We start from the raw sequence: 12,687 nt of genomic DNA, 5'->3' as shown, positions 1-12,687 counted from the left end.
TTTTGCGTTTCTGAGGCTTGCTGCCGCAAGTCGCCTCAGGACGTGTCGACAGCAGGACTCGCCCGCATCAACACTTGTCAACTTAAATAATAATGATTATCATTTGAATACGGATCGTCCGGCCGCGTGGGGTGGCGCACGTCTTAGGGGTCCTCCTCAGTAGAGGGGACCATTGACACCAAGCTCACCTCTGAAGGTTCTCCGATGTCCGCTCTTGTTCGGCACTCCCTGGCCGCTGCCTCGTTCACCCTGACCTTGGCCTACGCGTCGTCGGCCCAAGCCGTCTATGTCGATCCCACGATCGGCAGTGCTTATCCATTGTTCACCAGCATCGCCGGCTCCGTTTCGTACGACGGCTGGAACGAACTGAGTCGCACCGGCCTGGGCTTCGCCTCCACCGACACCGCGGGAGCGACCCAAGCCCTGGTCGATGGCATTCAGGCCAATATCATCGGCTCGGGCGACGCGGTGCTGGCGCGGGCTTCTGGAACGCTCTATCCGGCGGGCAGCGCTCTCTACAACGCAGGCAACAACAACCCCCAGGTTCTCTCGATCTCCGACAGCACGGTGGCGTCGGGCATCACGACGCTGGTTCTCCAGAGCTACGTCGGCCTTCTCCAGCCGGCCTCCTACGCCACGGCCGTCCTCGACATCAATGGCGGCACCCAATCGTTGTTGGCGAACAGCGTGACCGGCGTGGTGGTGGGCGCCGACGGCGAAGCCTATCGCACGTGGACCTGGGACCTGACCGGGCTGGGGGCGGTGGATTCCTACTCCTTGCAATTCACCGTGGGCGGTGGTGCGGTGCAGGCATGGGCCTTCCAGGTCGACCAGGTCGCCGCGGCCGTCCCTGAACCGGCCACCACCGCGCTGATGGCCGCAGGTGTCGGCGTGATCGGCTTCATCGGCCGTCGCCGCTCGGCAGCCCGTCGCTAGTCGTCCCAACTTCTCTCAGCAGCCCATCCATCGCGATGGGCTTTCTTGTTTTTGCATGCCATCGCTTCGACTCCTTCCGCTCGCGATGAGATCATCACCGTCCGGCGGGCATCTCGATTGCTCCCGTCCCGGCTAGAAAAATCCAGCGACGAGGGGAAGAGGGCGCATGCGATGAGCGAGAACAACAACAACGAACACGCATCCAGCCCCGAGTTCCTCCAGCGTGGCGGCGAGATGGGTCGGCGGATGCGGGAGTTCGACTGGACCCGCACGCCGCTGGGCTCGCCTGCCGGATGGCCGCAGAGCCTCAAGACGATCGTCCGGATGATGCTGGACTCGCGCTTTGCGATGTGGATGGCCTGGGGACCGGAGGGCACGTTCTTCTGCAACGACGCCTACCTGCCGACGGTGGGCTTGAAGCGCGACTGGGTGCTCGGCGCGCGGGCGGACAAGGTCTGGGCGGAGATCTGGCATGACATCGGGCCGCGCATCGCGCATGTGCTGAGCACCGGCGAGGCGACGTGGGATGAGGGCTTGCAGCTGTTCCTGCAGCGCAGCGGCTATCCGGAAGAGACCTTCCACACCTTCTCGTACAGCCCGGTCCACGATGACGCGAGCCACGTCGCCGGCATGCTGTGCGTCGTCGTCGAGAACACCGACCGGCTGATCGGCGAGCGGCGCCTGCGTCTGCTCAGCGAGATCGCCGCCGTGCAGTCGCGCGATGCGCCCTCGCTGGTGCGTGCCGGCGAGGCACTGCTGCAGGTGCTGGACCGGGATCGCCGCGACGTTGCCTTCGCCGCGCTGTACCTCGCCGAGCCTGGTGCGACGCGGGCGCGCCTCGCGGCCTGCACCTCAGTGGAGGTGCGCGAGCGGATGCCTGCCGAGATGGCGCTGGACGAGTGCCTCGTCAGCGAGCTGGAGCGGCAGTACGGCCCCTTGCCCGGCGCTTGGCCCGAGCCCGTGCAGCAGGCGCTGGCCGTGCCGCTGGGCGGCTCCGCGCAAGCGCAGGCCTTCGGCGTGCTGCTGCTGGGCGTCAGCACGCGGCGGCAGCTGGACGAGCGCTACCGCGACTTCCTGCGCCTGGTGGCGGGCCAGGTCGCCTCGCGGCTGGCCGACGCGCAGGCGCAGCTCGAGGAGCGCCACCGCGCGGAGACGCTGGCCGAGCTGGACCGCGCGAAGAACCTGTTCTTCAGCAACGTTAGCCACGAGTTCCGCACGCCGCTGACCCTGATGCTGGGCCCGCTGGAGGAACTGCTGGACGACCCCGCCCGGCCGTTGCCGCCCGAGGCCGGGCGCACGCTGGCGCTGATCCACCGCAACGGCCTGCGTCTGCGCAAGCTGGTCAACACGCTGCTGGACTTCGCGCGGCTGGAGGCGGGCCGCGTGCAGGCGCGCTACCAGCCGGTGGAACTGGGCGCGCTGACGGCGGAACTGGCCTCAGCCTTCCGCTCGGCGGTCGAGCAGGCGGGCCTGGTGCTGGACGTCGAATGCGCACCGCTGGACCAGCCGGTCTTCGTCGACCCGGAGATGTGGGAAAAGATCGTCCTGAACCTGCTGTCCAACGCGTTCAAGTTCACCTTCGCCGGCGGCATCGGCGTGCGGCTGCAGCGCCGCGGCGATGCGGCCGAGCTGGTCGTCAGCGACACCGGCCCCGGCATCGCGGCCGAGCAGCTGCCGCTGCTGTTCGACCGCTTCCACCGCGTCGCCAACACGCCCGCGCGTTCGCAGGAGGGCACGGGCATCGGCCTGGCGCTGGTGCGCGAGCTGGTGCAGATGCACGGCGGAACGATCCGCGTGGAGAGCACGCCGGGGCAGGGCAGCCGCTTCATCGTCGCGCTGCCGCTCGGCCGCGCGCACCTGCCGGCGGATGCGACCGTTGCCGATGCGGCGCCGCAGATCGATGCAAGCGCCTCGCGTGCCAACTGGGCGTCCTTCGTCGACGACGGGTTGCGCGGCGGTGTCGGCGAAGCCGTGCTGCCTGCCGTCGCACTGGCGCAGGACAAGCGGCCGCAGGTGCTGATCGCCGACGACAACGCCGACATGCGCTCCTACCTGCAGGGCCTGCTGTCGCCACGCTGGTCCGTGCGCGTCGCGCGCGACGGCCAGGAGGCCTGGGAGATGCTGCAGCGCGAGCCGCGACCGCAGCTGCTGCTCACCGACGTGATGATGCCGCGCATGGACGGCGAGCAGCTGCTGCGCCGCATTCGCGCCGACGAAGCCACGCGGATGCTGCCGGTGCTGATGCTGTCGGCCCGCGCCGGCGACGAGGCGCGCATCGAGGGCCTGAACCTCGGCGCCGACGACTACCTCGTCAAGCCTTTCTCGGCCCGCGAGCTGGTCGCCCGCGTCGAAGTGCTGCTGGTGCGTGTGCGGATGCGCGAGGAGCGCGATGCGCTGGACCGCCGCTTGGCCGACGTGTTCCGCTACGCGCCGGTGGGTCTGGCGCTGCTGCGCGGGCCGCAGTTCCGCTTCGAGTTCGCGAATGCAGCCTACCGCCGCATGGTGCAGAGCCGCGATGTCGTCGGCAAGACTTTGCTGGAGGCCTTGCCCGAGCTGGCCGGCCAGGAGATCGAGCGCGTGCTGGCGGGCGTCTACGCCAGTGGCGAGCCCTACATCGGCCGCGCCTTCGCCACCTTGCTGCGCGATGGTGAAGACGGCGAGCTGCGCGAGCACTTCTTCGATTTCGTCTACCAGCCCTTGCGTGCCGAAACGGAGGACGAGCCGCCCGGCATCGTCGTCATCTGCTTCGAGGTGACCGACATGGTCCGCGCACGCCAGGCCGCCGAGCAGGCCAACCGCGCGAAGGAGGACTTCATCGCGATGCTGGGCCACGAGCTGCGCAATCCGCTGGCGCCGATCACCACCGCCCTGCAGCTGATGCGCATGCAGCACGGCGAGGTGGCCGCACGCGAGCGCGGCATCATCGAGCGCCAGGTCCAGCACATGGTGCGCCTGGTCGACGACCTGCTCGACGTCGCCCGCGTCTCGCGCGGCAATGTCGAGCTGAAGAAGGTCGCGATCGAGGCCTCGGAAATCGTCACGCGCGCGCTCGAGACGGTCGGCCCGCTGCTGGAGCGCAAGCGCCAGCAGGTGCTGGTCGAGGTGCCCGCGTCCGGCCTGCCGGTGCGCGGCGACCCGACGCGCCTCACCCAGGTGCTTGCCAACCTGCTGACCAACGCCGCCAAGTTCAGCGAGCCAGGCCAGGCGATCGAGATCCGCGCGCTGGCCGGGGCCGGCGAGCTGGTGATGGGCGTGCGCGACCACGGCGTCGGCATGAGCGACAAGGAGCTGGCCACCGTGTTCGAGCCCTTCGTGCAGGGGCGCCAGGCCATCCATCGCCCCGACGGCGGGCTGGGCCTGGGCCTGACGATCGCCCGCAGCCTCGCGCTGCTGCACGGCGGTAGCCTGTCGGCGCGCAGCGAGGGCTGGGGCCGGGGCAGCACCTTCGAGCTGCGCCTGCCGCTGGACCTGCAGGAGCCGGCGGCAGCTGGCGCTGGCGCGGTGCTTGCTGCGCCGGCGCCCGCGGCGGGCGGCCTGAGCCTGCTGCTGGTCGACGACAACGACGACGCCGCCACCACGCTGGCCGAGCTGCTGGAGATGCTGGGCCACCGTGTGAAGACCGCACCCGACGGCCCGCGGGCGCTGGAACTGCTGGCGCGCGAGCCCTTCGACGCGGCCATCCTCGACATCGGCCTGCCGGTGATGGACGGCTACGAGCTGGCCCAGTGCATCCGCCGCCAGCCTCGTGGCGAGGCGCTGCGGCTGATTGCCCTGACCGGCTTCGGCCAGCCCACCGACACCGATCGCTCGAGCCGGCTGGGCTTCGCGCACCACCTGGTCAAGCCGGTGGACATTGACGCACTGGAGCGGGCGCTGGCGGACGGGCGAGACAGGCGCTAGGGCGTCAGGAGGGCAAGGCATAAGCCGATCGGCCCACGGCATGCCGATTGCCGCCCGCGGACTCCGCCGCCCGCATTCCCTCCCGAGGCCGCCCGATGCTGGACTCCACCGCAGAACTTGCCGCAAGGGCGAGCAACAGGCCGCAGCCTCCGCTGCATGCCCGCGTGGCGGAGGCCGCCGAGCCGCTGCCCGATCCGGACGCTCCGGACTTCGGCGCGCTGATCGACCGCTATGCCGACCGGCGCATCGTGATGCTCGGCGAGGCCAGCCACGGCAGCGCCGAGTTCTACCGCGCCCGCGCGGCGATCACGCGGCGGCTGGTCGAGGCGCACGGCTTCGAGATCGTCGCGGTCGAGGCGGACTGGCCCGATGCCGCCGCGATCGACCGTCACGTGCGGCGCGTCGAACCGCCGCCGCGCCCGCAGCCGGCGCCGTTCCAGCGCTTCCCGAGCTGGGTGTGGCGCAATGCCGAGTTCAGGCAGTTCACGAGCTGGCTGCGTGCACACAACGACGCCGTCGCGGCGCCGGTCAGGCGCGTGGGCTTCTACGGCCTGGACATCTACAACATGCACGACTCGATCGGTGCCGTGCTCGATTACCTCGATCGCGTGGACCCCGACGCCGCCCAGGTGGCCCGCGAGCGCTACGGCTGCCTGACGCCCTGGCAGCAGAACCCGGCGCTGTACGGCCGCGCGGCGGCGCGCCACCCGTCCTTCGAGAACTGCGAGGCCGAGGTGGTCGCCCAGTGCCGCGAACTGCTGGCTCGCCGGCTTGCATGCACCGAGGACGAGCAGTTCTTCGATGCCTCTCAGAACGCCCGGCTCATTGCCGCGGCCGAACGCTACTACCGGGTGATGTACTACGGCGGTGCCCAGAGCTGGAACCTGCGCGATTCGCACATGGCCGAGACCCTGGCGCGCCTGCTCGAGTTCAAGGGGCCGGGGGCCAAGGCGGTCGTCTGGGCGCACAACTCGCACATCGGCGATGCGCGCCACACCGACATGGGCGCCGCGCGCGGCGAGCACAACCTGGGCCAACTGGCACGTCAGCGCTTCGGCGAGCAGCAGGTCGCGCTGATCGGCTTCGGCACCCACGGTGGCGAGGTCGCCGCCGCCCGCGACTGGGACGGCGAGATGGAGGTGATGCCGTTGCGGCCCGCGCTGACCGACAGCTACGAGCGCATCTGCCACGCCGCCGCCATTCCGCGCTTCCTGCTCGACCTGCGCGCCGGCGCGCTGGATCCGGCCCTGCGCCGCGAGTTGCTGGCGCCGCGGCTGGAGCGCTACATCGGCGTGATCTACCGCCCTGAAACCGAGCGCTGGAGCCACTACGGCACCTCGGTCCTGCCGCGGCAGTTCGACGGTTTCGTCTGGTTCGACCAGACCCATGCCCTCACACCGCTGGCGCCCCAGCCGGCCAGGCAGGGCGGCATGCCGGACCTGTTCCCTTCTGGCGTCTGACCCACCGGAGCCCTGCCATGCCCACCCACCGCGCCCACATCACCGGCTCCGTCGAATACCGCGAGGGCGACGGCGCCACCATCGCGATTCCGGTCGGCCCCTGCGAGATCGTCGAGGACGAACTCGACGCGACGATCGGCTGGACCGACGGCGATGCCCACGGTTCCGCCGCGATCCCGATCGCCGACTACCGCCGCCTCCTCGCCGAAGGGGCGATCCGTCTGGACGCGACGCCCTAGCGAAGCCGCCCCGGGCCGGGCCTTGCCCGCCTGTCGCCGCGTGGCAACACCCCTTAGTCGACGGCGGCGCATCCGTCCAATTGCGGTTGTGTTTTTTACCTGCTGATCGCCCGTTTAGGAACGTTTAGCAATGTTGGGCCGGTACTTACGCACAGTCACGTCTAGGGAGAACGCAGCCACTCATCAATCAGGGCTGCTTTCAGAGGAGAACCTTGATGTTGATGTATGCCCAAGAGCCGCAGCAGCGCCCCGCCCCGCACGTGGTGCCGCGCCCCCAACAAATAACCCCCGATCACGACCCGATCGCGCGTTCCACGCTGGACAAACTGGCCTCCGCGCTGATGGACCAGGTCGAATGCGGCCTGATCACCTGCCGCGCCGATGGCTCGCTGATCCATGCCAACCGGGCCGCCCGCCGCGAGCTGGGCCTCGGCAACTCGCTCTGGCTGGCCGGCGACTCGCTGCGCTGCGAGGCCGAGATGCAGTCCGAGCTGAACGCCGCGCTGAACGACGCCGCGATGCGCCAGCGCAGCCGCCTGCTGCTGCTGAACGGCGGCGGTGCCGAGCGCCTGACGGCGGTGGCCATGCCGATCCAGGTCGACAGCCTGGGCGTGCCGGCGGCGCTGCTGATGATCGGACGACGCAACGTGTGCTCGCCGCTGGGTCTGGAAATGCTGGCGCTGCGCCACGGCCTCACGCTGACGGAGCGCCGCGTGCTGCGTGCGCTGATCGCCAGCCAGAGCGCCCGCGACATCGCCGATGCCCACGGCGTGGCGATGTCCACGATCCGCTCGCAGATCCAGTCGATCCGCGACAAGGTGGGTGTGCGCAGCATCGAAGAACTGCTGCTGCGCGCCGCTCAGGTGCCGCCGGTGAGTTCCTGGCACGAGTACCGGAACTAAGCGCCGCACTTGAAGCGGGCAGGCTCGGCGCCATCTAGGGCCGATGATCCTCCCGCTCGCCCTCCTCACACTTCTTCACGCCTACATCGGCTGGCGCATCCTTCCGGCACTGCCGGGGATGCTCGCCCCGGGCCTGTTCGGCGCACTGCTGGCGGTCTCGCTGGCCGTGCAGGTGTTGGCACTGGCCGGGCGACGGCGGCGCCAGCATGACCGCGCTGCTGCCGATCGCTGGTCCTGGGCCGGCATGCTGGCTTTTGGTGCGTTCGGCGTCACCTTGACCCTGACCCTGCTGCGCGAGTTGCTGTTGCTGGTCGCGCCGGAGTTCGCCATGGGCTCCGCGGCGGCCGTGCCGCTGCTGGCGCTGGTGGCCGTGTTCTACGGCATCTTCAGCGCGCGCCGCACGGCCCAGGTGAAGCGGGTGGAGGTGCCGATCGAAGGCCTGCCGGCGGCGCTGGAGGGCTTCACGATTGCGCAGATCTCCGACATCCACGTCGGCCCCACCGTCAAGAAGCCCTACCTGCAGGCGATCGTCGACTCGGTCAACGCGCTGCAGGCCGATGCGGTGGCGATCACCGGCGACCTGGTGGACGGCCGCGTCAAGGACCTGCACGACGACGTCAAGCCGCTGGGCGAGCTGCGCTCGCGCCACGGCACCTTCTTCGTCACCGGCAACCACGAGTACTACAGCGGCGCCGTCGAGTGGATGCAGGCCTTGCGCAAGCTGGGCCTGAAGGTGCTGCACAACGAGCACGTCGTGCTCGACCACGGCGGCTCCAGCCTCGTGATGGCGGGTGTGTCGGACTACGGCGCCCATCAGTTCGACGAGAGCCACCGCAGCGACCCGGACCGCGCGATCGGCGGAGCGCCGGATGACGCCGGCCTGCGCGTGCTGCTGGCGCACCAGCCGCGCAGCGCCGAGGGCGCGGCCGCGGCCGGATTCGATGTGCAACTGAGCGGCCACACCCACGGCGGCCAAGTCTGGCCGCTCAATCACCTCGTGCCGCTGCAGCAACCGTTCACGGCCGGCCTGCATCGGCTGAAGCAGCTGTGGGTGTACGTGAGCCGCGGTACCGGCTACTGGGGCCCGCCGATGCGCATCGGCGCGCCCTCCGAGATCACCGAGCTTCGTTTCGTCGCGGCCTGAGCGCCGCGGCACCGGCGACCAAGCCCAGCAGCCACAGGCCTGAGGTCGCGCCGCCACCACCACCGCCTCCACCCGCGTCAGCCGGCGCGGGCGCTGGTGAAGGAGCCGGGGCCGGGCTCGGCGCAGGAGCGGGCGAAGGCGCTGGTGCCGGACTCGGTGCCGGCGGCGGGATCGGCGTGCTGCCCTGGGCCGCGCCGCAGGAGGCCAGCGCGTCGGAGGTGACGGTCACCGCCGTTGCCGTCGGCGCCGTGTAGCCGGTCGGGGACTGCGCGTACTTCATCGCCTCGGCGGCGTCGAGCAGGCCGGCGCCGCAGGTCGTCGTCGTGCAGGTGCAGCGGTAGCTGTTGTTCGCGTCGGTACACAAGCCAAGGTCCGGCGCCAGCACGTGGGGGCGGGCGCTGGTCTTCAGGCCGGCTTCGACCTGCGCCAAGGTCAGCGAAGGATTGGCCGCCCACATCAGCGCAGCCGTGCCGGCCACCTGCGGCGCGGCGAAGCTGGTGCCGCTGACGGCGGCGTAGCCGTAGCCGGTGGAGGAGGTGTCCGGCTGCTGCGTGCCCTTGTTGAAGGTCGAGACGACGCCGCCGTCGGCCACGCCGGCGATCGCGTCGCAGCGCAGTTGTCGCAGCGGGTTGGCCTGATCGCCGCCGGGCGCGGCCAGCTGCACCTCGGGGCCGAAGTTCGAGTACAGCGCCTTGTAGCCCAGCCGGTTCACCGAGGTGACGGCGAACACGCCCGAGCAGTTGGCCGGCCGGCCGACGCCGGCCTGACGGTTGCCGGCCGCTGCGACGATCAGCACGCCCATCTGGCGCAGGCTGCTGATCGTGTCGCGGTAGAGCGAGGCGGCGGCGGCGATCGTCGCGTCAGGGTCGCTAGTGCTGCAGGAGGCCAGGCCCGCGAAGCCGATCACCAGCACCTTGGCCGGATTGGCGTTGTCCGGCACGCCGTCCACGTGCACGCCGGCCGCCCACTTCATGCCGTCCACCATGTCCGAGACCAGCGCGCCGCACTGGCCGGCGACGCGCACCGGCAGCACCCTCGCATGCCAGTTGATGCCGGCCACGCCCTGACCATTGCCGGTCACCGCGCCGAGCTGGCCGGCGATCAAGGTGCCGTGCCAGCTGCTGGCGGCGCCGGTCGTGGCGGTGGCGTCGGGGTTGCAGCCGTCGTACTTGCTCGGATTGGCCTGCCATTGCGCGGCGGTGATGCCGTCGCCCAGGTCCAGCGCGGTGGCCGTGCGGCCGATGCCGTTGCCGGCGAAGACCGGGTCGCTGATGAAGTTGTAGCCCGGCAGCAGCATGTTGGCATCGAGGTCCGGGTGGCTCGTGATGCCGGTGTCCAGCACCGCCACGACCGGCGAGCCGGCCCCGGTGCCGATGTCCCAGGCGTGCGTGAAGTTGGCGACGGCCGGGCTCGTCGTGGCGCTGTAGTCGTCGAGCCACCATTGCGGCGTCGTCGCGTCGCGGAACAACGTGTCGTTGGGCACGGCGGCACGGTGCTCGTGCGCGTCGGCCATCACGTGGGCGAGCCGTGCATCGCCGCGCAGCGTGCGCACCAGCGCCTCGGCCTGCGCGGCCGGCAGTGGCCGGTCAGCCTCCACCAGCGCCCAGTTCGCGCTCAGGCGGCGTGTGTAGTGCAGCCGGGCGCCGAGCTGGCGGTCGGCCAGCAGCGCGGCGGTCGCGGCCGGCAGGTCGGCCGGCGTCGTCTTGAAGCGGACGAGCACGCCGCGGACCGAGCCCGCAGCGGCGTCGGCCGCGAGATTGGCAGCCATGGCCGGCAGCGTGGCAAGGCCCGCCGCCATCAGCGACAGCACGACCAGAGAACGGCGCAACGGCCGCGGTGCGGGAGGGCAGGGGGGCTTTTGGATCATGCGCGGACGCTAGGGCGGCATCGTGAACCGCGCGTGACAGCAGCCTATGCCGCGCCTCGTCGTCACGTGACTGCCTTGCTCGGTGAGCCGTTCAGCCCATGCGCGTCGGCGGTGTGGTCACGCTGTCGTCGCCAGCCGAGCAGCCAATGAGATCGGTCGGCATGGGACGTTTGGTCCACGCCGTGATCCGAACGGCTCATCGAAAGTGGCGTGCTTCAACAGCCGGTCATTTGGCGCGCCTACAGTCCGCGGCGACGGTTCTTCACAAGCGTTTACACAGAGGCCTTCGAACGATCACCTCGGCAACGCTTGCGCCACAACTCAACATGGAAAACACCAACGATATGCCACTGGGGAGTCAAGCGCAGGTGGAGGCCATCGTGCGCGCCGCCGAGTCGGCGCTGGAGGTGCGCCGCCGCTACCAGTTCTTCGTCTGGACGCAAAGCAATCTGCAGGCGCTGCTGCCGCACCAACTGACCATCTGCGGCGCCTACCAGCGCCAGGCGCGAGAGCTGGTGTTCGACGCATTCAACAGCGTCAGCGTGCCCGAGGCGCTGCTGCTCGGCTTCACCAATCCGCGCGGCGCATTGATGCAGCAACTGCAGGGCCGCTGGCTCGACGCTCGCTGCCGCCCGGTGCGCCTGGCAGTGAGCGAGCTCGACGGCGTGGCCGTGGCCGAGCATCGCGCCGCGCTGGAAGCGGCCGGCTTCAGCAGCCTGGTGGCGCACGGGCTTTCGCGCCCGCAGCGGCCCAGCGAGATGGAGAGCTTCTTCGTGTTCGGCCAGCAGGCGGTGGCGGGCAGTGGTGCCCAGCAGCAATGCCACCACCTCGAACTGCTGATGCCTCACATCCATTCGACTTGGCACCGCGTGCAGGTGCAGGAGCGCGAGCTGCGCAACCTGCCGGACACGGGCTCGCCGCTGTCCGCCGCCGCCTCGGCACAACAGCGCGCCGGCTCGGGCGCCATCGTCACCGGCCGCGAACGCCAGATCCTCGGCTGGCTGCGCGAAGGCATGAGCAACCAGCAGATCGGCGAAGTGCTTGGCATCAGCGCGCTGACGGTCAAGAACCACGTGCAGAAGATCCTGCGCAAGCTCAACGCCGCCAACCGCGCACAGGCGGTGGCGCGGGCGATGACGATGAATCTGCTGGATCGCTCGCCGGTGGATGCGGGCACCAGCGACTAGGGAATCCGCCTAGTCCTTTCGGTCTGTGTACCGCGCCACGACGAACAACGCGCTGTCACCGCCGCCTGCGACATTGTTCACATGTCTTCGGACATGGATTCGTTCTTTGAACCAGGGACGTGCCCGACGGTGCCGCCATTCATCCGACACGGTTGAACAGGGGTTGTCAGTACAGGCGCGGTTTGTCGACCAGGGAGCCCATAGGGCTGGCGACACATCCCCCGCAATGCTGCTGTCAAAACCTAACCGGAGATTTCAGACATGAAACTCAAGCAAATCGCTCTCGCGGCCCTGGCCGTTGTCTCTATGGGCCAGGCTATGGCCACTATCACTGGTTCGCAGGCCACTTCGACGCTGCTCCTGATGGTCGGCGATCAAAATCACACCTACCTGTTCGACACGGGCGTGTCGATGGCCGACGTCATCGGCGGCAATGTCAACTACTCCGCCGTTCTGCCGAACTGGTCGCAGTTCAACTTCGCCGCCACCACGCCGTTCGACGGCCTCTACGACGGCACCGGTGTGCGTTGGGCGCTGATTTCTGGCACTCCTTCGACTGCGACCGCCAACAACACGTTGATGGTGACCGGCTCGCTGGACGCGCTGAACGACGGCTCGCTGAACTCGCAGTTGAAGAATATCAATGTGAAGACCGACGCTTCGGCGCTGGCTCTCTTTGCTGACAGCGTCAACACGCAGCTGGCCTCGGGCAACATCGCCGCCAAGGGCTCCGATGCGTTCGCGTCCGACCCGCAGTTCAACTACGGCTATGGCGGCAATCTCAATGGTCAAGGCTTCAACAATGCGGATGGCACGGGCACGGTCGGCATCTACTTCGAAGCCGCCTCGAGCCTGACGCCGAATAAGAACGTGAACTACACGCAGATGGCCGAGGTCGCTACGCTCGACCCGAAGACCGGCCAACTGACGATCGCCGTCGCTGCCGCCGTGCCGGAGCCCGAAACCTACGCGCTGATGCTGGCCGGCCTGGCTGCCGTCGGCTTCGTCGCCGCTCGCCGCCGCCGCGCTTAAGCAAAGCCGCTCGGACTTTC

9 protein-coding genes are annotated in these 12,687 nt (G+C 69.4%); 8 read left to right on the top strand and 1 reads right to left on the bottom strand.

The window, feature by feature from the left end; all coding sequences use genetic code 11:
- Positions 1 to 204 precede the first annotated feature (204 nt).
- The 6 genes from SNE35_RS02415 (at position 205) to SNE35_RS02390 (ending at position 8,581) form a co-directional block, all read left to right on the top strand.
- Positions 205 to 936 (top strand): PEP-CTERM sorting domain-containing protein, encoded by a 732-nt coding sequence (locus tag SNE35_RS02415; RefSeq protein WP_320421209.1) that lies wholly within the window; start codon positions 205 to 207, stop codon positions 934 to 936.
- A 171-nt stretch (positions 937 to 1,107) separates the two neighbouring features.
- Entirely contained in the window at positions 1,108 to 4,836 is a 3,729-nt protein-coding gene (locus SNE35_RS02410; RefSeq protein ID WP_320421207.1) for an ATP-binding protein, read from the top strand.
- Between the two features lie 95 nt (positions 4,837 to 4,931).
- A complete protein-coding gene (locus SNE35_RS02405) occupies positions 4,932 to 6,296 on the top strand; it encodes an erythromycin esterase family protein (protein WP_320421206.1) in 1,365 nt (454 codons plus the stop codon).
- Between the two features lie 17 nt (positions 6,297 to 6,313).
- A complete protein-coding gene (locus SNE35_RS02400; protein ID WP_320421205.1) occupies positions 6,314 to 6,535 on the top strand; it encodes a hypothetical protein in 222 nt (73 codons plus the stop codon).
- Positions 6,536 to 6,750: 215 nt separating this feature from the next.
- Complete coding sequence (locus SNE35_RS02395; protein ID WP_320421204.1) at positions 6,751 to 7,437, top strand: helix-turn-helix transcriptional regulator; 687 nt, start codon at positions 6,751 to 6,753, stop codon at positions 7,435 to 7,437.
- Positions 7,438 to 7,480: 43 nt separating this feature from the next.
- Positions 7,481 to 8,581 carry a metallophosphoesterase gene (locus SNE35_RS02390; RefSeq protein WP_320421203.1) on the top strand — a complete coding sequence of 367 codons (1,101 nt, stop codon included), beginning with the start codon at positions 7,481 to 7,483 and terminating at the stop codon, positions 8,579 to 8,581.
- Here SNE35_RS02390 and SNE35_RS02385 read toward each other — a convergent pair.
- Positions 8,553 to 10,409 (bottom strand): S8 family serine peptidase, encoded by a 1,857-nt coding sequence (locus SNE35_RS02385; RefSeq protein ID WP_320421202.1) that lies wholly within the window; start codon positions 10,407 to 10,409, stop codon positions 8,553 to 8,555. The genes SNE35_RS02390 and SNE35_RS02385 overlap by 29 nt on opposite strands.
- A 365-nt stretch (positions 10,410 to 10,774) precedes the next feature.
- On the opposite strand from SNE35_RS02385, the gene SNE35_RS02380 reads away from it, so the two are divergent.
- Together SNE35_RS02380 and SNE35_RS02375 are read left to right on the top strand one after the other, a co-directional pair.
- Positions 10,775 to 11,635, top strand: coding sequence for a helix-turn-helix transcriptional regulator (locus SNE35_RS02380; RefSeq protein ID WP_320421201.1), 861 nt, complete (start codon positions 10,775 to 10,777; stop codon positions 11,633 to 11,635).
- A gap of 261 nt (positions 11,636 to 11,896) precedes the next feature.
- Positions 11,897 to 12,667: a PEP-CTERM sorting domain-containing protein gene (locus SNE35_RS02375; RefSeq protein ID WP_320421200.1), complete on the top strand. Its 771-nt coding sequence runs from the start codon at positions 11,897 to 11,899 to the stop codon at positions 12,665 to 12,667.
- Positions 12,668 to 12,687 lie beyond the last annotated feature (20 nt).

Origin of the sequence: Roseateles agri, from assembly GCF_034043675.1 — a bacterium.
In the GTDB taxonomy this organism is placed as follows: domain Bacteria; phylum Pseudomonadota; class Gammaproteobacteria; order Burkholderiales; family Burkholderiaceae_C; genus KK5.
This window is presented reverse-complemented; position numbering and strand designations above follow the sequence as displayed.

Coding starts and splice junctions, on each gene's coding strand:
- SNE35_RS02415 (WP_320421209.1), top strand. CDS start 205: ATGTCCGCTCTTGTTCGGCACTCCCTGGCCGCTGCCTCGTTCACCCTG.
- SNE35_RS02410 (WP_320421207.1), top strand. CDS start 1,108: ATGAGCGAGAACAACAACAACGAACACGCATCCAGCCCCGAGTTCCTC.
- SNE35_RS02405 (WP_320421206.1), top strand. CDS start 4,932: ATGCTGGACTCCACCGCAGAACTTGCCGCAAGGGCGAGCAACAGGCCG.
- SNE35_RS02400 (WP_320421205.1), top strand. CDS start 6,314: ATGCCCACCCACCGCGCCCACATCACCGGCTCCGTCGAATACCGCGAG.
- SNE35_RS02395 (WP_320421204.1), top strand. CDS start 6,751: ATGTTGATGTATGCCCAAGAGCCGCAGCAGCGCCCCGCCCCGCACGTG.
- SNE35_RS02390 (WP_320421203.1), top strand. CDS start 7,481: ATGATCCTCCCGCTCGCCCTCCTCACACTTCTTCACGCCTACATCGGC.
- SNE35_RS02380 (WP_320421201.1), top strand. CDS start 10,775: ATGGAAAACACCAACGATATGCCACTGGGGAGTCAAGCGCAGGTGGAG.
- SNE35_RS02375 (WP_320421200.1), top strand. CDS start 11,897: ATGAAACTCAAGCAAATCGCTCTCGCGGCCCTGGCCGTTGTCTCTATG.